This is a genomic window from Marinobacter sp. M5B, assembly GCF_042604615.1.
In the GTDB taxonomy this organism is placed as follows: Bacteria; Pseudomonadota; Gammaproteobacteria; order Pseudomonadales; family Oleiphilaceae; genus Marinobacter; species Marinobacter salarius.
Window position 1 is genome coordinate 3,389,801 of record NZ_CP156894.1, and the last position, 20,670, is coordinate 3,410,470.

The following is a 20,670-nucleotide window of genomic DNA, read 5'->3' on the forward strand; positions in this document are numbered from 1 at the left end:
ATAAAATGTATAAATAACAGCGAACTAAGGAACCAAAATCGCCCCGAGAGCATGTAACGCTCAGTCTCACCGTGTATCGCTCTGTAAGCGCCAACTTCCTGACGATTCTCACCCGAAAAACCCTGAACCAGACCGCATATAACCGAAAAATGCCGCTGTAAGATTCGTCCAAACTCGTCAATAAATTGGTGCGAAACAATGTCAACTTGCGGCAATAATTTAACGAAGCATGGACTGCTGACTCTATCTTTAGCGGTTCTGCTTTCGGGCTGCGGTCTCGACATGACGTCCTCAGACAACGCCACGACACCACAGTCAGAAGCGTCAACCACTCCGGCGGCTGAAACTGTTGAGCTTGCCGGCGCCGCCATGAAAGGCATTATTCAACAAGGCCTGGTGACCGCCACTCGCCTGATATCCGACAAAGACGGCTACTATGCTCCACAGCGACAGGCCGCAAAACCGGTTTTGACAGCAAACGACGGTAGTTATGTGTGGCAATTGCGAGGAAAGGCGGACAGCTGGGCTTTGGTAGAACTTACCGCTGACAGTAATACCCGCATGACTTGCGACGTCGTTCCCCAATGCGAACGCAGCGGCGCCGAGCCGGTTGCCTTTGGCGACACCATGATGCTGGACGATAGTTTCAGTCTGCGCGGAGCCGGTGATCTTCGCATGGAGACCGTCAACCTCACGCCGCTGACCCATTTGGCCGTGGCGCTGGCTGAGCGTAGCGAGAATGGGCTCTCCCCCGATGCACTCTCTGGGGCCTATGAAAGGGTTGAAAGCTGGTTTGGCCTGGCAGCAGGCTCCTTGCGCCTCGACCCGCCAGACCTGACTCGCCTGGACGAGTTTAACGGCGTGTCTGCCGATGCCCTGCAGGTCGCCGTTGCCAATGCGGCTTTCCTTGCCCTGGTCAACAACAACGCCCAATGGAACAACATTTCCGATGTCCTGAACAACGTGGCAACCCAGATTCTCGAAACCGGCCAGATCAGCCTGATGGGCGACGGCGAAAACATCGCTCTGGCCGATCTCGTGTCTGCCGCAGCAGTGCAGGCCTCTGAGCTGCAGGCCGAGGTGGACTCGAGCGTCATCAGCCAGAGACTTGTGGTGGCCGAATACCGCTACGTACAACGCTTCAAGACCATTGCAGAGGTATACGGCGAAGACGACACCAGCGTTGTCGATACACCAGAGCCCGATACCAGTGACGACAACAGCACTGGAGATACTGTCGCCGACAACGGAACGGACAACGACACCAGCGAACCGCCGGCCCCCGAGCCAAGCCCCGAGGACACCGTTCCGGCCAACGCAGCCCTGCTAAGCTGGACCGCGCCGCTCACCAGAGAAAATGGAGACAGTCTCGCGATGGGCGAAATTGCCGGCTTTGAGGTGGTTTACGGCAACAGCGAGGACAGCCTGGACCAAAGCCTGGCCATTGGCGACGCCTCTATCGACGAGTTGCTGGTGGACGAGCTCACCGAAGGCACCTGGTACTTCGCTATCCGCACCCTGGATACGGATGGCAACCGCAGCCGATTGTCAGAGGTGGTCTACAAGCAGATATAATGCAGCGTAGACTTATATTTTGCTTTGGAACCTCGGCGCCTCAATCGCCTGCTGCTGCATCCAGCGATAGATAGTCGGGCGTGACACTCCATAACGACGTGCGACCTCAGAGACGTTCCAGCGGTATTTCTTTAGTGCCGCCAATAACGGATCGCTCTCGTCGGGGTCGACATCCCGCTCAACGTTCGATGCTGCGATCGCAGGATCTCTCAGGCACTCCTCTGGCAGGTCATTGGCGGTGATCTGTCCACCGTCACAGGTAGCCTCTGCAAACGCCAGTGCATTAACAAGCTGACGAATGTTACCCGGCCAGTCGTAGGCAAGCAGCGCACTCATGGCATCTGCCCGGATTCGAACATCGGGCAGTTGTCCCTGGTCGATCAGGTGTGTGAGTACCCGGTTAATCACATGCTGGCGGTCAGCCCTTTCTCCCAGGGAGGGCAAGCGCAACGTGGCCCCATTCAGCCGGTAATAGAGGTCGGCGCGGAACGCACCACGTTCAATCAGTTGGCCCAGGTCCTGGTGCGTGGCGGCTATCACGCGACAGTTCACTTTCACGGGACTGTCGGCGCCCACTGGCAGAATTTCGCCTTCCGCCAGCACCCGCAGCAACCGGGTCTGGAGCTGCAAGGGCATATCCCCGATTTCGTCCAGGAATAATGTCCCACCATCCGCCTGCTGGATCATTCCTCGCATTCCCCTGGCCCGCGCACCGGTAAACGCACCCGCCACATACCCGAAAAGCTCGCTCTCGATCAGTGACTCGGGAATGGCTGCACAGTTTACGGCAACAAACGCCCGTCGGTAACGGTGGCTGGACTGGTGTATTGCCCTGGCAAGCACCTCCTTTCCGGTGCCGGTCTCACCCAGAACCAGCAGCCCGACATCTCTGTTCCTCAGTCGTTTGGCAAGGCCAAGAGTTCGCCTCATGACGGGGTCATCCGCTGCCAGCGCATCGAGTTCAGGCACAGACTCATCAGTGGGCAGTGCTTCAGAAGGTGCGGAAGCCGTCGACTTGATCCTCGGCTGGATCAGTGCTGCAAAAAAGGTATTGCCGCTGATGCAGTGCCTGAACGCCCTGACCTGATCATCCTGATCGTAAGGAATGCTCCAGATGTCCCTTAACTCGCATTCAAACAGGCTGGTCAGCTTGGTATCGCTGCCGTTTCCATGGCTCGACATGAGTGAACGACCGGCTGTATTGGCGGCCTCCACGCACCCATCATCGTCAATGGCGAACAGATACTGGCCATTTACCTGCACAAACTCCCGCGAGGCATCACACCGGAAGACCGTCTGATTGCGATAACGGCGGAGGAAATAGGCGTCCTCAATCATGCGGGCATAGAGTTGGGTAAGGTGCAGCGCAAACGTCTGGCTGCTGTGTGGATCAGGCGAATCCAGGGCCGAAATATCGAGTACCGCAAGCAGGTTGCCCAGCGGATCAAGAATGGGCGCCGAGGTGCAGGTCAAGCTTATATGGGTTGCATCGAAATGGTCGACCCGGTGACATGTCAGCGCCTGCCCCTCTTCAATACACGTACCCACAGCACAGGTGCCCGCGTACTTCTCACTCCAATCGGCCCCCAGGTACAAACCGGCTTTACGCAAACGTTGGTCAGAACGCCGATCCCCCAGAAACTGCACGGTAATGCCCCGGTGATCCGTCAACAACAGCACATAACCCAGCTTTGCGATATTCATATACAGTTGCTCAACGCCGGCCCGAGCCACGTTGAGAAATTCATCGACCGAGTCCTGATGCTCCCTCAGGGTTTGATGAGTCACGATCCGGGCACGACGCGGCTGGCTCGGGTCCAGTCCGTACTCGTCAATACATCGCTTCCATGAGCGACCAATCAGTTCGGACTCCGGAGATAAAGCCGCACACACGCCTTCATCTGTATAACTTAGAATCGTATCTATGTGGCGCCGCTGTGCCTGTTGCATCGTCATGCCAAGCTCCTGCATTGCTCTGATATTGTTGTTGTCATTTACGATGAGATACTGCTTCGTCGTTCTGACAGCCTATACCGGATTACCCGGCATCAACATCCTCCTTTAGTGCCTGAGTGATCGTTACACCTGTAACGCATTTACAGGCAATCGCATTACAGCCGTAATGCCAGGGCCTTCTGCCACATGGCTCCGCCACCCTCTCCTCCTTTCACAAAAATCCCTGAAACCCTTTTATTTCAGATACCTGGAAAATAAAAAGCCCTTGGAGACCGATGTGGCACGTCATCTGCTCCTTTCCTATTAGCGTGTTCAACGACGCACCGGGGATCAAAGACTCCCCGCCAACAAAAACAATGGAAATCTGGAGAACCGTGATGACCGAAACCCAAATCACCCCCACCCAACGAGTTCAGCAGTGGCTTGACGGGTTCAGCGAGATACTGCAGTCGAGCGATCCTGGAAGGGCAGCGGAACTGTTTGAAGCAAACGGCTTCTGGCGAGATTTGGTTGCAATGACCTGGAACATAAAAACCCTGGAAGGCCGGGACCATATCCGCGACATGCTGGAACAGACCTCGGAACATGTCCGCCCCAGCAATTGGAAGGTCGCCGAAGACGCGACAGAACAGGACGGCGTGACCGAAGCCTGGATTACCTTCGAAACCAGAGATGCTCTGGGTAAAGGGCACATCCGGCTTCGCGATGGCACTGCCTGGACCCTGCTGACCACCATGCAGGAATTAAAGGAATTCCCCGAGAAGAAAAACTTCCTTCGACCCAAAGGCGCTCAGCATGGAGCGACCAAGTCACGGAAAACGTGGCTTGAGGCAAAGCAGGACGAAGAACAGGAGCTGGGATACAGCCGCCAGCCCTACTGCGTGATCATCGGCGGTGGACAAGGGGGCATTGGCTTGGCTGCCCGTCTGCGGCAACTGGACGTGCCAACGATTGTGATCGAGCGAAACCCGAATCCAGGCGATTCCTGGCGCAACCGCTACAAGTCTCTTTGCCTGCATGACCCGGTCTGGTACGACCACATGCCTTACCTGCCATTTCCGGACCACTGGCCCGTTTTCGCGCCGAAAGACAAAATCGGCGACTGGCTCGAAATGTACACCAAGATTATGGAGCTCAACTACTGGAGCTCAACGGAGTGCACGGGTGCGCGATACGATGAGGCCAGTCAGGAATGGGTCGTGGAAGTGGTTCGGGACGGAGAGCAAGTCACCCTTCGCCCCAAGCAGCTCGTCCTGGCTACCGGCATGTCGGGCATCCCCAACATACCCGACATTCCCGGAATGGACAGTTTTGAAGGCGAGCAACACCACTCCAGCAAACACCCCGGTGGCGCTGCCTATAAAGGCATGAAGTGCGTAGTCCTGGGTGGAAATAACTCCGCACACGATATCTGCGCTGCGTTATGGGAGAACGACGCCGACGTCACCATGGTTCAGCGTTCATCAACCCACATCATCAAGTCCGACACTCTGATGGAGCTGGTGCTAGGCCCACTCTACTCCGAAGAGGCGGTACAGAACGGCATGACCACAGAAAAGGCCGATCTCACATTTGCGTCGGTGCCCTTCAAAATCATGCCCGATATGCACATCCCGGTTTACGAGCAGGTCGCCGAACAGGATGCGGACTTCTACAGTCGGCTGGAGCGAGCAGGGTTCCTGCTGGACTTCGGCGATGATGGCTCAGGGCTGTTCATGAAATACCTGCGCCGTGGCTCAGGCTATTACATCGATGTCGGTGCATCCGAACTTGTCGCCCAGGGCGAAATCAAGCTCAAAAGCGGGGTCGGCATTGAACGCATCACCCCCCGCTCTGTCACCCTGACGGATGGCACCGAACTGCCGGCCGACCTGATTGTTTATGCCACCGGCTTCGGCTCAATGAATGGCTGGGCGGCTCGAATCATATCCCAAGAGGTCGCCGATAAAGTCGGAAAGTGCTGGGGTATGGGATCAGACACCACCAAGGACCCTGGCCCATGGGAAGGCGAGCTGCGCAATATGTGGAAGCCAACGCAACAGGAAGCGCTCTGGTTCCACGGGGGCAACCTGCACCAGTCACGCCACTACTCGCTGTATCTCGCACTTCAACTGAAAGCCCGAAAGGAGGGCATCGACACGCCGGTGTACGGTATGGAAAACGTTCATCACCTTTCCTGACTCCAGGATGGCTGGCCTCGGCCAGCCATCAACAGTGATCAGCAACCAATTCAGGTCAGTTCACAACTGCTCCGGCCGCGGTGGACTGCCCACCCTCACTTCGCTGAGTTTCTCCTGGGCCAGGCCGCGGAACAGGGCAAACATCATGGCGAATACGAGGATGAACATCGGCAGGCCAACCACGGTGATCACTTCCTGCAACGCGGTCAGCCCGGCGTCACCGGCAAGTACGATCAGCATCGCTGCCAGCATGCCTTCAGACACACCCCAGAAAACGCGTTGATGCCAGGGGCCCGGGTCCGGCGAGCCCGTGCATAACATATCGACCACCAGGGAAGCGGAGTCCGATGAGGTCGCGAAGAAGATGGCGACAATCACAACCGCCAGCCCCTGGATCAACGTAGCCCCCGGAAAGTTTTCGAAGAACGCGAACATGGCCAGGGGAACACTCTCCCCTACGGCTTGTGACAACACCCCCGCCTGTTCGCCCAGCGCCTCCCTGGCCTCCGGCCCAATGCCATCGATCTGCATTGCTGACCAGCCGAAAATGGCGAACCAGATCAGGGTGAAGATTGATGGCGCGAACAGGACCCCGAGCACGAATTCACGGATGGTCCGCCCCCGTGAAATCCGCGCCACGAAGATGCCGATAAAGGGCGACCAGGTCACCGTCCAGGCCCAGTAGAATACCGTCCAGCTGCCCTGCCATCCCCAGCCGCCATCGTCGCCGGTATAGCTTGCAAGTGTGTCGTTCCAGAAGGCCATGGGCAGCAGGTTCGATATGTAGAGGCCAAACGTCTCAACCACGGCTCGCAGAAGGAAAACCGTCGAACCGGTGAAGAGCACGAATACCATCAGGCCAACGGCCATACCGATATTGATGTTGGACAACCGCTTCACACCAGAGTCCAGCCCGGCGACGATCGACCCCACAGCGACGGCCGTCAGGATGGCAATGATCAACACCTTGGTGATTACCGCATCCGGAATGCCAAACAACTCAGTCAGCCCGGCGTTGATCTGCTGCGTGCCCAGCCCGATTGACACCGCCACACCGAACAGCGTGCCGAGGATCGCAAACACATCGAGAGTCTTGCCGAGAGGCCCGTATATGCGGTCGCCGATCAACGGATAGAACACCGAACTGAAGCGCATCGGCAGGTCGTAACGATAGATAAAATACGCAAAGGCAAGCCCCGGCATGGTGAAGATCGCCCAGGTGTGCAGCCCCAGGTGGTAGATAGCGAAGCTCATGGCATCGTCGGCGGCTTCGACCGAATAGGGCTCGACATTCGGCCTCGGCGGGGAAGAAAAGTGCGAGATGGGCTCGGCCACGCCCCAGAACATCAGCACGGTGCCGATGCCACCGGCGAACAGCATGGTGAACCAGGAGATATTACTGTAGGCCGGTTTCGCGTCGTTGCCGCCCAGCCGGATGGCGCCGAATCGGCTGAGCGCAACCCACAAGAGGAACGCTACCCAACTCGTCACCCCGAAAATGAAAAACCAACCCAGGTTGGTAACGATCCATTCGCGCCCCGCTCCGAAGGCCTCTCCGATTGGGCCTGGCGCAATCAGGAGCACAACCAGAAACAGGATCATGATCCCAGCGGACGTGAAAAAGATGGTCGGGTTGGTCCTGAGACCCAACTTTCTTGCGAGAGCTTCCATGGCGATTTCTCCCCGAGTCTTTCCGACAACATAGGAGCTAATCGAACGGCACGCCAAATTGTGGGCGAGATTTCATGTTTCTGAAGGCAAATGGCTATCGCCAGAGAACGCTGGAATCCCGGTTGATTACTACTGGGACTTGCTCGAATAGACGCTCAAGGCCGTCACTGTGACCAGGATGAGCCCCATGCCGAGGAACTGGACGCTGCCCAAGCTCTCATTGAGCAATACGATGCCGAAGAGCGTAGCGGTAACAGGTTCGACCATCGCTACAACGGCAGCGACGGTTGGTACGGTGTGCTTGAGACCCACGATATAGCTTATAAAAGACACGCCACCACCGAGCACCCCCAGCGCAATGAACATCGGCCATTCCGGTGCACCCAGCACAGCAATGACCTGCACAAGGCTGGCTGGCCAGATCAGAACAATACCGAGCACGGCAAACGCGATCACCAGAGCAGCCTGAGGGCTGCCGTTCCTGGCAGCAAACTTGAAGCCGAAAATAAACAATGCATAGGACAACCCCGAAAGCAGGCCGGCAACCACGCCAACCCACGTAATACTGCTACCGCCAACGTCATAGATACCCGTGAGTAGAGCGATGCCGACAATAACGATGACAATGGCCACGCATTTGAACGGCGTTGGCTGCTCCAGCCCGATGGCAAAGGAAACCAGAAACACGAACACCGGGGCGCAATACATGAGGGTCGCCGCGACGGCAACGCTGCCCTCGGAGATACTGAGGAAATAGAAGGAGAAGTTGCCCGCCACGCCAAGGCCGGCCACCGCCGCCCAGAACCAGAGCCGCGGCTTGGCCAATCCGCTGTTCCCAGGACGTAGAATCAGCCAGACAAGTACAAACAGCAGGCCGACAATCCCCCGGTAGAACGAGACTACGAACGAGCCCCACCCTTCTGCGAGCAGGATGGCGCCGATACCACCCGAAAGCCCCCAGAAAAGGGCTGCAAGCGCTACAAGCATTGCACTTCTTAGCGCGCGGTCACCGGATTGTTCTGGCGTGTGATCAGTCAGAATACTCTCCCGCCCGGCCAAACGATTGCTGGTAGACACGGTTCATTCAGGGTGACTGCGGAAACTGGGCACCGTCAATACGTTGGAGCCGCAAGCCGACCTGATGTTCGCCGCAGTAATCCCGGGCGCTGCCCCCTACGCAAACAGGGCAAAAATTACGGCAATCCCCAAAGAAACCAGCAACGACATTGGAATAGTCAAAGCGATCTCCTGCGACGGCCCTTGATAGCGCACCGACAGTACGTAGCTCATTACCGCCACCGGCATCGCACACTGAATCAGGAAAACCTGCGCTTCCATGGCGCTCAACGGCCAAATCAGCAACAGCACCCACGCAAGGGCTAGACCACCCAATGGCCGATACAGACTGAACACGAGAGGCCTTAGCATATCCCGCGCGCCTGACAGCCGCAGGTTGGCAATAGAGCTGCCCAATTGCATTAGCATTATCGGTACGGTAATCGAGCCCAGCATATCCAGCGTTATCATCACCGGTCCAGGCGGGCGAATGTTTGTCGCCAACAGAAAAGCACCTGCGATCAATGCCAGGACGGGCCCGTTCTTCAGCATTGCCCTGATGGAAAACCGCCCGGACAGGCAGCCGATTCCCAACGTAAAATGACTGACCTGAATCACCGAGGAAATCACCACCGCCAGCCCAAGCGACTGCGGACCAAACAGCGCAAAGCACACCGGAATCCCCATATTGCCCGTATTCGGGTGCACCAACGCCGGAAGATAGGACCTCACCGGCAGGCCAGCTAGCGTAAGCAACAGTGCAGTGACCATCGCCATGACGACCAGCCAGGCCACGGTAATGCCTACAAGGGCACCCATTCCGAAAATGTCCATATCCATGCTCAATACGGAGTGGAGCAGCAACGCGGGGATTCCAACGGTGGTAACCAGGCCAGCCAATGCCTTGCCGTCAAAAAAATCGGTTTTTCGGCCAAGAATGGCCCCGAGGAGTATCAAAGACAGCAGAGGGACAAGGGCTTCTGTGAGATGCTGAATCATAGTGAATAAAGAGAGGTCATGGTTTCAGGCTAAAGGGAACGGGGTTTGGCACTTTCAATACTCGGGTATAACTTCAACGCGAGATCATAAATAATGATGCCATATAGACTACCATTAAGCCCCAATATCCCGGGGTAAAGGTAACTCCGCGAAAACCGATACCTGGCCGTATTGCTGATAAGCCAATCTGCCACCGCCTTTGCCGTGGCAGGTTATAGAAAAGTACCTGAGGGCAGGTTAACCTGTAACCTATTGAATCTATGTTTTACTACTTTGGCTTTGGCTCCAACATGAGCATGCTCTCGCTGAGAGCGAAGGGTGTCGAGCCTCGGGCATCTACGAAAGCGGTGCTGCGCGGATGGCGGTTACGCTTCAACGTGCAGCACTTCTTCCGCCATGAGGGTGGTGTTGGCAACATCGAAAACACCGGCCACCCGGACGACCGGGTTCTCGGCGTGCTCCATGAATGCCCCGACGAGGCGCTTTCTCTGTTGGATCAGGCCGAAGCTTACGGGCATGGCTATAACCGCATAGAGATCGAGGTAGAGCCGGATAACCCTAGCGCGGCAATGGCCCCGAAGGTCTTTGCTCTCACCTATGTGGGCATGCCCCAATTTATCGACAACGACTGCCGACCAAGCCGTCGTTACCTGAACATCGTTCTGGAGGGAGGCCGCCAGGCCGGACTGGATGGCAAATACCTGGAGTCACTGGCCAATCAGCCCATTCATCAACTTGATGAGCACCCAACGTTCGCGGCACCACCCGGAGACTACCCAACATTTGACCGGGCGTTGCTGGCAAAACAGCCGCTGTACACGGCCCTCTACGGGGCCGTGTTTGATATGTCCGAGGCGAGGCCTCTGCACCACTTCCTCAAAGGCTTTTTTGGAGGCAGGGACATGACGCTTTTTCACCTCAGACGGCTGGACAGCAGCAACGTTGATGAAACCATGGACGATATCCGGAACGGACGCCTCAACAAGGCCCAGAAGCGATACCTCAACGCCTATCTGAACGAATACGCCAGAGAGTATCGCTACGTCGGCCGCTATAACTATGATAAAGACTGAGGAGCTCTCATGCCGTCTTTCCCGCCAGCCCTGGCACACAATGCCATCGAAGAGATCCTGCCGGATCTGTTTTTTGTCAGTGGTGCCATGGAAACCGTCCTTATGGACCTGGATTGGCAATTCAGCCGCAACATGACCATCGTCCGTGACGGTGAACGGCTGATCCTCATCAATACGGTCCGCCTTGATGATGACGGCCTGGCGGAACTGGACCGACTGGGAAAAGTAACCGACGTGATTCGGCTTGGCGCTCTGCATGGACGTGACGATGCGTTCTATGTTGACCGTTACCAGGCGCAGTACTGGGTGATGCCAGGTCTGGAACCGGAGGACCAAAGCGAGTCTGAAAGAAAGGCAAACGTCCTCGGCCAGGCGCTGCCCCTGAGTGACGCATCGCTATTTCAGTTCCAAACTACCAAACTTCCTGAAGGCGTACTCCATCTCCAGCGGGATGGCGGCATCCTGGTAGCCTGTGACGCCCTGCAGAACTGGCTGAAACCCGACGAGCACTTCTGCGACGCCTCGCGACAGCGAATGGAGCAGATGGGCTTCTTCACACCCGCCAACATTGGCCCAGTCTGGCTGCAGGCGGCGGAACCTGCTGCCGAGGATTTTAACCGCCTCAAAACACTGAATTTCAAACACGTTCTCTGTGGCCATGGCCAACCCCTACTGGACAACGCCAAAGAGGACTTCAGCGCCACCTTCGATCGAGTGTTCCATTGCCAGGCGTGATCCCCAGGAGCGGCACCTGATGCAGAGCGAATTACAGCTGCCCGGATACACAATCTCCTTCTGCCTCTGGAGAAAAGCAGGCCGGGCGGCCTATCGCGCACGGCGACTCTCGGACGGTGCAGACGTCTGCATTGAAACCCTTGATACCGAATATCCCGACCGCAGGCAGGTGGCCACGCTCAATCACGAAGCCAGCATTGCTTCACGGCTCGACGGCGTGAAAGGCGTACGCAGGGTTCATGACATATTGCCACACGGTAGTGGGAACCTGGCGCTCATCACCGATCCCTGTGAGCGTTCGCTTGCCTCGGTAATGGCCGAGAGCCGTAACAGACGCTTGCCCCTGCCCCAGGCGCTGAAAATAGCCCAGACCCTGGTACAGATTCTGAGCGACATCCACGCACAGGACATCGTGCACAAGTCGCTGACACCCCATAACGTCCTGTTTGACTCAAGAAGTGGCGCACTGGTGCTGTCGGGGTTCAATATAGCATCGGAGCTGGGGCAGGAGCGGCAGGCCAAACAGCTGCCCAATCAGCCCGAGGCGGCATTGGCCTACATGTCGCCGGAACAGACCGGGCGCATGAATCGGAGCCTCGACTACCGCTCGGACTACTATTCCCTCGGCTTGCTGCTGTTTGAACTTCTGACCGGCCAACCTCCGTTTACAGCCAACAATACCCTGGAGTGGGTACACAGCCACATAAGTCGTCTGCCTCCGGCGCCTCACACCGTGTTTGAGGACATACCCGAGGCCCTTTCAGACATTGTGCTGAAGCTTCTGGCCAAATCCCCGGAAGAACGTTATCAAAGCAGCCTGGGCCTGCTGCACGACCTATCCCGTTGCGCCACGTCGATAGAACAGGATCTGCCACTGCTGCCCTTCACACTGGGTGAAAAGGATCATCTGCAGAAGTTTCTGATTCCCCAGGCACTTTACGGCCGCGAGCGCGAGCTGCAGGAGCTGCTGGGCCTGTTCGAGCAGGCGGTGGAGGGACGATCCCGTTTCTGCCTGGTTCACGGCTACTCCGGCGTTGGCAAGTCGGCACTGGTCAACGAAATTGATCGCTACCAGATCCGCGAACGCGGCTTCCTGGTCCAGAGCAAGTTCGACCAGTTCCAGCAAAGCGAAGCCTACTCAGCGCTGGCAGCCACCTTTCGTGCCCTCGTGCAGCAAATCATGCTAGAGCCCGACAACCAGCTTGACTGCTGGCGCACCGAACTGCTTGGTGCGCTGGGGCCCAACGGCGCCCTGGTGATCGACCTGGTACCGGAGCTGGCGCTGATTATCGGCGAACAACCCCCTGTGACCGAGCTGCCACCCTCAGAGAGCCGTAACCGGTTGCAGCTGGTACTGACCGCATTCCTGCGAGTGTTTGCCGGCGAAGGCCATCCGGTCGTGCTGTTCCTGGACGATCTGCAGTGGAGCGACACCCCAACCCTCGACCTGATACGCCGTATAGTCACCTCCAGGGACCAGAGCCACCTGCTGTTGATTGGCGCCTATCGCAGCAATGAAGTCGGCCCTGGGCACCCGCTCAGATTGCTCCTGGATGACCTCAACAACCATCGGCGAATTCATCAGATCCCTGTGGGGCCGCTTGATGAATCGTCGGTGGACCAAATGGTGGCCGATGCCCTGCGTTGCGAGCCGGAAACGAGCCGCACACTGAGCGAGATGCTGTTTCACCGCGCCCAGGGCAACCCCTTCTTTACCAACGAGTTGCTGCGACAGTTCCATGCCCAGGGGGCAATCTGGTCAGATTCGGGCAGTGGCCAATGGCACTGGCAGCTCGACAGGGCCAGTTGGGATGAAACCAGCCATGACGTGGTTGAGTTCATGCTGGATAACCTGCGACAGCTCCCGGACGAAACGCAGAACGTACTTCAACTGGCCGCCAGCATCGGGAATACCTTTACCCTGCAAACGCTCGCCACCATCTACGAGCATACCGTTGCTGAAACCGCCCGGGCCCTTCTGCCGGCGTTGAAACAGTACACCGTGCTGCCGCTACACAGTGATTATCGCCTGGCGAGACACCAGGACGAAGAGCGGGTGCTCAACCCCAGCTATCGTTTTCAGCATGACCGGGTGCAGCAGGCTGCCTACAACCTCATCGCAACCGGCGAGCTCCCCCGGGTACACCTAACGGTCGGGCGCCTGATGCTACAACACGGCGGCGGGCAGGTCGCCGATGACCAATTGATTGATATCGTGAATCATCTCAATCAGGGGCGTGCGCTGATCCAGTCCGGGTCAGAACGCCTTCAACTGGCCGAGTTCAACCTTCGTGCCGGCAGTCGCGCCCGACAAACCTCGGCCTATCAACAGGCACTCGACTACTTGCAGGTCGCCGAGGAATTGCTGCCAGACGACGCCTGGTCACAGATGCCCTCACTGATGGCCACATTGGCGTCAGAGATACAGCTTTGCCTCTACCTCACCGGACGTACCGAAGAGGCCGACCATTGGTTGGAGCAGATGCTGGACCATGCGGACTCCCGGCTGCATCGCGCCGACATTCTCGCCATACGTACCCGGCAGAATGCCACGCTGGGTAGAATGGAGGCGTCTATTCACGCTGCCATTGAGGGGCTGGCACTACTGGGTGTCAATTTCACCGAACACCCCAGCCAGCACGATATCGATGTCGAACGCCAACGGGTACTGACGAACCTGGCTGGCCGCGAAATCACCGACCTGGTTGATGCTCCTGTCATCGAAGACCCAGCCACATTGACCGCCATGCGTCTGCTGATGGAAATCTTTGCTGCCGCGTTTCTCTCCGGCAGCAAGCTGTTCAGCTACCTGGTGCTAAAAGCGGTTAACCTGGCTTTGCATCGGGGCAACTGCCCGGAATCGGCGTTTGCCTATGCCGCCTACGGCATGCTTTTGTGTGGTGAGCTGGACGAGCCCGCCCTGGGCTATCAGTACGCCAAGGTTGGCCTGGCCATCAATGAACGGCTTGATGACCTCAGCCTGAGGGCGCGCGTTATCTATGTATACGCCATGTTCGTTCATCACTGGAGCAACCACTGGGCAACGCTCACGCCCTGGTTCCGCAAGGGCATCGAAGCCGGCTATCAATCCGGCGACCTGCTCTATCTGGCCTACAGTGCCCAGGACTGCGTGATCTGGGACCCGGGCATGGACCTGGAAACCGCAAGCCAGTTGCATCAGGAAAACCTCGACATCGTTCGCGAGTGCGCCTACCAGGATTCGCTGGACTCCGGTTCCCTCTTCCTGCAGATGCAGCGCAATTTTCTTGGCACCACCCACTCACCGGCCAGTCTGAGCGCCGATGATTTTGATGACCAGGCGTGTCTCGAGGCAATGAGTACGCGCCGGTTCATGACCGGCATTGCCAATCATCAGATCTACAGTGCCGAGATCAACCTGCTCTACGGGAACTACGAACAGGCACTGCACTTTGTCAGAAAGCAGGACAAGCTAATCAAGTCCGCGATGTCCCTGCCCCAGCTCGTGCGTTTCTACATTGTTGCCAACCTCACCCTCACGACTCTATTCCCCACCATGAACAGGGCTGACCAACAGGCCACACGAGAACGCCTGGAACGGGACCTGGCGCGCATGACCCGTTGGGCGGACAATTGCGAAGCGAATTTCCGCCACCTTCAATTTCTGATGACCGCAGAACTCGCCCGCCTGGATGGCAGGCACGACACCGCACTGGAGCTCTATGACACGGCCATCGACATGGCACGGGCAAACGGTTTCCTGCGCGATGAGGCCACTGCCTTTGAGCGCGCCGCACGGCACCTGCTGGCACTGGGTAAAGGGCGCTCAGCCGAGGGTTATCTCCGTGGTGCCCACGGGGTATACAACCGCTGGGGCGCACAACGCAAGGTAGAACAGCTGGAGGACGAGTTCCCGGTGCTTCGTCAGTGGGTTCAGGCCCACCTCAGCCCACCAGGAAGCCATTTGGCCAGTCTCGACCTCGCATCGGTTATGAAAGCCTCCCGTGAGATCTCCGGCGAGATGGTGCTGGACCAGCTGTTGCAGAAAACCCTGGCGATTCTGCTGGAAAATGCCGGTGGGCAATGGGGCTGCCTGATTGTCCGGGCCGGTGGCACATTCAGTGTTGAGGCCATAATCCGGCCAGAGCAGCCGTCACCACAGGTTGAAATCCCCACCCACTCAACACTCAGTGATCGTCAGGGCAAGGCCCTCGCCCTGCCAATGAGCGTGATCAGCCAGGTGTTTCAAAGAGGCGAAGCCGTGGTCCTGCACGATGCCATGGCGGACGGCCCGTTTGTGAACGACCCCTACACTATTCACCTGCATCCACGATCAGTACTGTGTGTCCCTATCATCGTGCGGGAACGTTTTGAGGCGGCGGTCTACATGGAGAACAACCTGACCGACGCCGTCTTCACCGACGACCGGGTGGAATTGATTCAACTGCTCTCCGCCCAGGCGGCTGTCGCCATCGAAAACGCCCGGCTCTACACCCAGGTACAGGACCATTCCCGGCTCCTGGAAGAGAAGGTGGTTGAACGCACGGCAGAGCTGGAAGAACTCAATGAAGAACTGCAACGCCTGGCCGACCGCGATGGCCTGACCGGCGTCGCCAACAGGCGTTCCGGTGACGCCTACCTCAAAGACACCTGGCTGCGCCTGAGAAGGCAGCCCCAGCCCTTATCTGTGGTTATGCTCGATGTGGATCACTTCAAGCACTTCAACGACAATTACGGCCACCAGATGGGTGACGAATGCCTGATCCGGGTTGCCGAGACACTGCAGGCGCAACTGCAGCGCTCAACCGACATGGTGGCGCGCTACGGGGGAGAAGAGTTCATTCTGATACTCCCCAATACTGACGAAAATGGTGCGATACAGGTCGCTGAAAATGCCCGCGTTGCCATCGAAGCATTGGACATCAGGCACGACCATTCAACGGCGCGAGATTGCATCACCGTCAGCGTGGGCTGCGCCACCATCGTTCCCGATGACAAGAGCAGTCTCGAAGAATTGGTCTTTGCCGCCGATGCGGCGCTCTACAAAGCCAAAGAGAGCGGCCGAAACCGAATTCAAGCGGCTGAGAGCGCTTGAGATAACGAGACTTTTTTACCAAACTCAGTGATCTTGAGATTATGATCAACGCATTTGCCGTATCCAACTACCGCAGCCTCAAGAGTATCGTCGCGCCCCTGACCGGCCTCAATGTGGTAACCGGGCCCAACGGCTGCGGCAAATCCAACCTTTACAAGTCTCTGCGGTTACTGGCTGAAACCGCAAAGGGCAACTTAATCTCGTCGATCGCGCAGGAAGGCGGGCTGGATTACACGTTCTGGGCAGGGCCGGAGACCTTTACCAAAGGCATGAAAGACGGTGTCGATCCCGTACAGGGCTCTGCCAAAAAACAGAACAGCCGGCTTAGACTCGGCTTCGTGGGTGAAGACTTCGGCTACGCCATCTCACTGGGTATGCCCGCCCCTCAGGGATTTGCGGGCTACCAGGCCCCGTCCATGTTTCAGTTTGACCCGGAAATCAAGCGCGAGTGCATTTGGGCGGGAGACGTCTGCCGTCCCAGCAGTTGCCTGATTGACCGGGTCGGGCCTGTGGTGAAAGTGCGCAACGGTCGTAAATGGGAAGTCTACAACGCCCACCTCAACACCTACGAAAGCATCCTCAACGAAATCAGCGATCCGGTGGCTGTGCCCGAGGTTCATGCTGTCCGGCAAACCATCCGCAACTGGCGCTTCTACGACCAGTTCCGAACCGATCCCCAGTCCATCATCCGCACTCCCCAAATCGGTACGCGAACGCCGGTGCTTGATCACGACGGCCATAGCCTGGTCGCGGCTCTGCGGACCATCCACGAGGTTGGCGACCGGGCGGCGTTGTACGATGCCATTGAGGATGCCTTTCCCGGGGCAACCATCAACTTTGAGGCAGACTCCGGCAACCGTTTCATACTGCAGTTTTTGCAGGAGGGGTTGCTGCGCCCCTTAAACCAGGCGGAGCTGTCGGACGGCACGCTTCGCTACCTGTTGCTGGTAGCCGCACTACTCACGCCAAGACCACCGTCACTATTGGTGCTTAATGAACCGGAAACCAGCCTGCACCCGGATTTGCTGCCTGCCTTGGGGCGCCTGATCAATCGAGCATCACGTGAAACCCAGGTGTGGGTCGTTTCCCACGCACCACGTTTGGTGGCAACTCTGGAACAGGATGGCGACTGCAACTCCATCGCCCTGAACAAAGACCTTGGCGAAACCATAGTCCTGGGGCAGGGTTTGTTGGATGCGCCACCCTGGCAATGGGCGGATTAATAATGGAATTCACTTTCCTGGGCACATCCGCCGGCACCCCGACACGGTCACGAAATGTGAGCGGGCTGGCCCTGTGTCACTCCGGTCCCAAACCCTGGTATTTGATCGACTGCGGTGAAGGCACGCAACACCAGTTGCTTCGCACCCGCTACTCGGTAGTGCAATTACGCGCCATCTTCATCACCCATATCCACGGCGACCACACGTTTGGCCTTCCAGGGCTGCTCACCAGCGCCTCCATGCTTGGCCGCACGGAACCGCTGGACATCGTTGCCCCCATCCAGGTACAACGTTTCATCAGCGCAGTGCTCGCAAACAGCGACTCCAGTCTCAGCTACTCGCTAAACTTCATCGATTCCGAAGCATCGGATTTCCAGTGGCAGGATGAGCACGTCAGGGTTACCAATGTGGCACTGTCCCATCGTGTCGCCTGCCGCGCCTATGTGTTCACCGAGCAAAGCCTGGAGCGACAACTACTTCAGGACAAATTAAGGGCGGAAGGCATCGAGCCCGGTCCCGGCTGGGGCGAATTGCAGAAAGGCAACGATATAACGCTGGAGGATGGCCGCCTGCTCAGAAGTGACGAATACACGCACATTCCCCGCGCGGCCCGCCGCCTTATCGTCGCTGGCGACAACGACACCCCGGACCTGCTGGCCGATGCCTGCAACGGCACCCATGTGCTGATCCACGAAGCCACCTATACCCAGGACGTGGCCGACCGGGTCGGCCCCTGGCAACAACACAGCTCCGCTGAACAGGTGGCCCGCTTCGCCCAACAGGCTCACTTGCCCAACCTGGTGCTGACCCATTTCAGCTCACGTTACCAGTCCGGGCCGGGAGGTACGCCCCATATCAACCAACTGGCGGCCGAAGCCATGCAGCACTACAAGGGCCAGCTGTTTCTGGCGCGGGATTTTGATACCTATCGGCTGGAAAAGGATTTGTCGTTGAGTTGCCTGACCCAAACACATTCAATCTGACGAAGGATATTCACAATGACGTATCAGTTCGAAGACCTAAGGAAGGCTTGCCGGACAGAATGGCGCGACTACATTGAACACAGTTTCGTAAAGCAGTTAGGCGATGCGTCGCTCGCTCCCGAAGCGTTTCAGCACTACCTCAAGCAGGATTACCTGTTCCTGATCCAGTTTGCCCGCGCCTTCGCCCTGGCGGCCTACAAAAGCCCAACCTTGCTGGATCTCCGCCAGGCAAAGGAAGGCTTGCAGGCCATCGTGGATGTAGAGCTGGACCTACACATCAGCTACTGCAAGGAATGGGGCATTTCAGAAGCAGAACTTGCCAACCTGCCGGAAGCGCGCGCCACCCTTGCCTACACACGCTATGTGCTCGACACGGGCAACCGCGGCGATTTGCTCGACCTGCATGTTGCGCTCTCACCCTGCATGGTGGGCTACGGGGAAATCGCCAATTGGCTGAACAAACGGGCAGAAACCATTCGGGGAGACAAAAACCCGTATGACGCCTGGATCGCCATGTATGAAAGCGACGAGTTCCAGCAGGCCATGCACGCGGAAATCCAGTGGCTGGATGAACGACTGGCGGATGTATCCCCCGCCAGGTTCGAGCAGCTTACCCGGATATTCAGCGACGCCACCCGGCTGGAAATCGATTTCTGGGAAATGGGTCTGAAACAGAGCGATTGAGAAACGCGTGGTCAACCACAGCACTTCTTGAACTTGGCACCACTCCCGCAATGGCAAGGATCATTGCGGGAAGGCAGTTTCGCCGTGGTCACCGTCGCCCCTTTGTTCAGGAGTGCCGTCAGTTCGGTGATGAATTCAACCGCACCCTCGCGGGCATCCACTGTAATGTTGGCATGCAGATTGGCTTCCGCCACCTGAGCTTCGACCTCCTGCCTGCGCGCCTCACTGGTAACCACCAGTGTTAGCGGAAACTTCTTGCTGCCACTCTTCTGACTGGCCTTGGTCTGGAAGCCACCATGGGCGGTGTGGTGCTGGCGCGCGTCCTGCCGGCCTTTGTAGAAGAACTTGTCTGACATGCTGAAATCTCGATGAATGGAAGAGTACCCGGCGCCCGAAAAAAGCGAGCGAGCACCGGGCGAGACGTTTTAGCATGCTTATTGAATTGGATATATAGGCATAAGTGGAAATTCGATGCGCCACCCGCCCCGCTCTCATCAAATCACTCTGGCAAAGTGTCGCCTGACCCGCCCATCTCGGCCGGAACATCCTTCATCTTTGGTAGCCCGTCGCGAATCGGCAGTACCGATTCCTGGTAATGCACATGGACCGCGGGCTCAAACGCCAGGTCCGGAAGGTTGGCAACATAGACGTCCATAAGACTTAACGCCGGATGATCGGTAAACACATGACCACCGCACTTTTTACACCACTTGCGATAGCTTTGTTCCGTGAGATGGAATTCGCCAATGTGATCGGCACCCGCTAACACCTCGAAGCTGTCGTATGGCCACAGAGAAAACGCATTCACCGGCCCGGCCGACCAGCGACGACAGGAATCACAGTGACAATATCCCATCGCTTCGGGTGCGCCAGATACCTGAAACTTAACAGCGCCACAAAAACAACTGCCCTGGTACTGAGTCATAACGATCTCCCCCGTTCGTTGGTTAAACACCACCTTCCCAGAGCCACCCGTTTGCTGTACATGATACGAAATCACGAAACTGCCAGGACTTTGGTAGCAGGAAAGTTACGATTCGGAGCGACGGTTGACGGCTACCCGACAAACCGCACAAACTAACAGCTCAACCCTCCCAAGATAGAACGCACATTCAATGCCCGCAAACGTCAAAACCCGGATTTTGTTCCGCTCCAAACGACTGAACCTGTACCTCGTCCGCTACCCGGAAGGTCACAAGGTGGGACCGCACCTGGACATGACTTCCGAAGGCCGGCTGTACAAACTCAATTGTGTTCTGGTAAAGCCCAAAGCCGGCGGTGAGTTCATCTGCGAAAAGAACATTTTCAACTTGTTTGGCCGGGTATACCTGTTTCGACCAGATCTCTACCAACACCGGGTTTCGAAGATTGAACGTGGGAATCGTTGGTTGCTCAGCTTTGCACTTAACACATCGGGTAACGTTCCCCTGGCACAATGATCGCCTAGATCCGACAGAAGCC

General features: G+C 57.4%; 15 protein-coding genes. 9 read left to right on the forward strand and 6 right to left on the reverse strand.

From position 1 onward, the window contains the following. The first annotated feature begins 282 nt into the window (after window positions 1-282). Complete coding sequence (locus tag AAGD24_RS15380; protein WP_379865573.1) at window positions 283-1,575, forward strand: hypothetical protein; 1,293 nt, start codon at window positions 283-285, stop codon at window positions 1,573-1,575. Between the two features lie 12 nt (window positions 1,576-1,587). Here the strand turns inward: AAGD24_RS15380 and AAGD24_RS15385 are convergent, their stop codons facing one another. Further along, window positions 1,588-3,531 (reverse strand): sigma-54-dependent Fis family transcriptional regulator, encoded by a 1,944-nt coding sequence (locus AAGD24_RS15385; protein ID WP_379865575.1) that lies wholly within the window; start codon window positions 3,529-3,531, stop codon window positions 1,588-1,590. Window positions 3,532-3,908: 377 nt separating this feature from the next. Here AAGD24_RS15385 and AAGD24_RS15390 point away from each other — a divergent pair, with 377 nt between their 5' ends. Beyond that, a complete protein-coding gene (locus AAGD24_RS15390; RefSeq protein WP_305936639.1) occupies window positions 3,909-5,711 on the forward strand; it encodes an NAD(P)/FAD-dependent oxidoreductase in 1,803 nt (600 codons plus the stop codon). 60 nt (window positions 5,712-5,771) lie between these two features. Here the strand turns inward: AAGD24_RS15390 and AAGD24_RS15395 are convergent, their stop codons facing one another. The 3 genes from AAGD24_RS15395 to AAGD24_RS15405 form a co-directional block, all read right to left on the reverse strand. Beyond that, window positions 5,772-7,382 (reverse strand): BCCT family transporter, encoded by a 1,611-nt coding sequence (locus tag AAGD24_RS15395; protein WP_127401769.1) that lies wholly within the window; start codon window positions 7,380-7,382, stop codon window positions 5,772-5,774. 129 nt (window positions 7,383-7,511) lie between these two features. Continuing rightward, window positions 7,512-8,369 carry a DMT family transporter gene (locus AAGD24_RS15400; protein ID WP_075196981.1) on the reverse strand — a complete coding sequence of 286 codons (858 nt, stop codon included), beginning with the start codon at window positions 8,367-8,369 and terminating at the stop codon, window positions 7,512-7,514. A gap of 186 nt (window positions 8,370-8,555) precedes the next feature. Beyond that, window positions 8,556-9,437: an AEC family transporter gene (locus AAGD24_RS15405; protein WP_007152690.1), complete on the reverse strand. Its 882-nt coding sequence runs from the start codon at window positions 9,435-9,437 to the stop codon at window positions 8,556-8,558. Window positions 9,438-9,727: 290 nt separating this feature from the next. On the opposite strand from AAGD24_RS15405, the gene AAGD24_RS15410 reads away from it, so the two are divergent. Genes AAGD24_RS15410 through tenA form a run of 6 tightly spaced genes read left to right on the forward strand, consistent with a single transcriptional unit; the run spans window position 9,728 to window position 19,209 of the window. Next, window positions 9,728-10,510: a gamma-glutamylcyclotransferase family protein gene (locus tag AAGD24_RS15410; protein WP_379865577.1), complete on the forward strand. Its 783-nt coding sequence runs from the start codon at window positions 9,728-9,730 to the stop codon at window positions 10,508-10,510. A 9-nt stretch (window positions 10,511-10,519) separates the two neighbouring features. Beyond that, the gene (locus tag AAGD24_RS15415; protein WP_305936637.1) at window positions 10,520-11,245 is read left to right on the forward strand and encodes a hypothetical protein; all 726 of its coding nucleotides are present in this window, start codon (window positions 10,520-10,522) and stop codon (window positions 11,243-11,245) included. A 19-nt stretch (window positions 11,246-11,264) separates the two neighbouring features. Further along, window positions 11,265-16,319 carry a diguanylate cyclase gene (locus tag AAGD24_RS15420; RefSeq protein ID WP_379865579.1) on the forward strand — a complete coding sequence of 1,685 codons (5,055 nt, stop codon included), beginning with the start codon at window positions 11,265-11,267 and terminating at the stop codon, window positions 16,317-16,319. Window positions 16,320-16,360: 41 nt separating this feature from the next. Then, entirely contained in the window at window positions 16,361-17,542 is a 1,182-nt protein-coding gene (locus tag AAGD24_RS15425) for an AAA family ATPase (RefSeq protein WP_305936635.1), read from the forward strand. A 2-nt stretch (window positions 17,543-17,544) separates the two neighbouring features. Then, window positions 17,545-18,525: a ribonuclease Z gene (locus AAGD24_RS15430; protein WP_379865581.1), complete on the forward strand. Its 981-nt coding sequence runs from the start codon at window positions 17,545-17,547 to the stop codon at window positions 18,523-18,525. 15 nt (window positions 18,526-18,540) lie between these two features. Then, window positions 18,541-19,209, forward strand: a complete 669-nt coding sequence (tenA, locus tag AAGD24_RS15435; RefSeq protein WP_007152696.1) for a thiaminase II — start codon at window positions 18,541-18,543, stop codon at window positions 19,207-19,209. Between the two features lie 11 nt (window positions 19,210-19,220). Here the strand turns inward: tenA and AAGD24_RS15440 are convergent, their stop codons facing one another. Beyond that, window positions 19,221-19,565 (reverse strand): PBPRA1643 family SWIM/SEC-C metal-binding motif protein, encoded by a 345-nt coding sequence (locus AAGD24_RS15440; RefSeq protein ID WP_007152697.1) that lies wholly within the window; start codon window positions 19,563-19,565, stop codon window positions 19,221-19,223. Window positions 19,566-19,708: 143 nt separating this feature from the next. Next, window positions 19,709-20,134 carry a GFA family protein gene (locus AAGD24_RS15445; RefSeq protein WP_036209304.1) on the reverse strand — a complete coding sequence of 142 codons (426 nt, stop codon included), beginning with the start codon at window positions 20,132-20,134 and terminating at the stop codon, window positions 19,709-19,711. A gap of 190 nt (window positions 20,135-20,324) precedes the next feature. On the opposite strand from AAGD24_RS15445, the gene AAGD24_RS15450 reads away from it, so the two are divergent. Further along, window positions 20,325-20,648, forward strand: coding sequence for a 2OG-Fe(II) oxygenase (locus AAGD24_RS15450; protein ID WP_007152700.1), 324 nt, complete (start codon window positions 20,325-20,327; stop codon window positions 20,646-20,648). Window positions 20,649-20,670 lie beyond the last annotated feature (22 nt).

Excerpts from the sequence above, each read along its gene's own strand:
- AAGD24_RS15400 (WP_075196981.1), bottom strand. The coding sequence starts at position 8,369 with ATGCTTGTAGCGCTTGCAGCCCTTTTCTGGGGGCTTTCGGGTGGTATC.
- AAGD24_RS15410 (WP_379865577.1), top strand. The coding sequence starts at position 9,728 with ATGAGCATGCTCTCGCTGAGAGCGAAGGGTGTCGAGCCTCGGGCATCT.
- AAGD24_RS15390 (WP_305936639.1), top strand. The coding sequence starts at position 3,909 with ATGACCGAAACCCAAATCACCCCCACCCAACGAGTTCAGCAGTGGCTT.
- AAGD24_RS15415 (WP_305936637.1), top strand. The coding sequence starts at position 10,520 with ATGCCGTCTTTCCCGCCAGCCCTGGCACACAATGCCATCGAAGAGATC.
- AAGD24_RS15445 (WP_036209304.1), bottom strand. The coding sequence starts at position 20,134 with ATGACTCAGTACCAGGGCAGTTGTTTTTGTGGCGCTGTTAAGTTTCAG.
- AAGD24_RS15450 (WP_007152700.1), top strand. The coding sequence starts at position 20,325 with ATGCCCGCAAACGTCAAAACCCGGATTTTGTTCCGCTCCAAACGACTG.
- tenA (WP_007152696.1), top strand. The coding sequence starts at position 18,541 with ATGACGTATCAGTTCGAAGACCTAAGGAAGGCTTGCCGGACAGAATGG.
- AAGD24_RS15425 (WP_305936635.1), top strand. The coding sequence starts at position 16,361 with ATGATCAACGCATTTGCCGTATCCAACTACCGCAGCCTCAAGAGTATC.
- AAGD24_RS15405 (WP_007152690.1), bottom strand. The coding sequence starts at position 9,437 with ATGATTCAGCATCTCACAGAAGCCCTTGTCCCTCTGCTGTCTTTGATA.
- AAGD24_RS15420 (WP_379865579.1), top strand. The coding sequence starts at position 11,265 with ATGCAGAGCGAATTACAGCTGCCCGGATACACAATCTCCTTCTGCCTC.
- AAGD24_RS15385 (WP_379865575.1), bottom strand. The coding sequence starts at position 3,531 with ATGACGATGCAACAGGCACAGCGGCGCCACATAGATACGATTCTAAGT.
- AAGD24_RS15430 (WP_379865581.1), top strand. The coding sequence starts at position 17,545 with ATGGAATTCACTTTCCTGGGCACATCCGCCGGCACCCCGACACGGTCA.
- AAGD24_RS15440 (WP_007152697.1), bottom strand. The coding sequence starts at position 19,565 with ATGTCAGACAAGTTCTTCTACAAAGGCCGGCAGGACGCGCGCCAGCAC.
- AAGD24_RS15395 (WP_127401769.1), bottom strand. The coding sequence starts at position 7,382 with ATGGAAGCTCTCGCAAGAAAGTTGGGTCTCAGGACCAACCCGACCATC.
- AAGD24_RS15380 (WP_379865573.1), top strand. The coding sequence starts at position 283 with ATGACGTCCTCAGACAACGCCACGACACCACAGTCAGAAGCGTCAACC.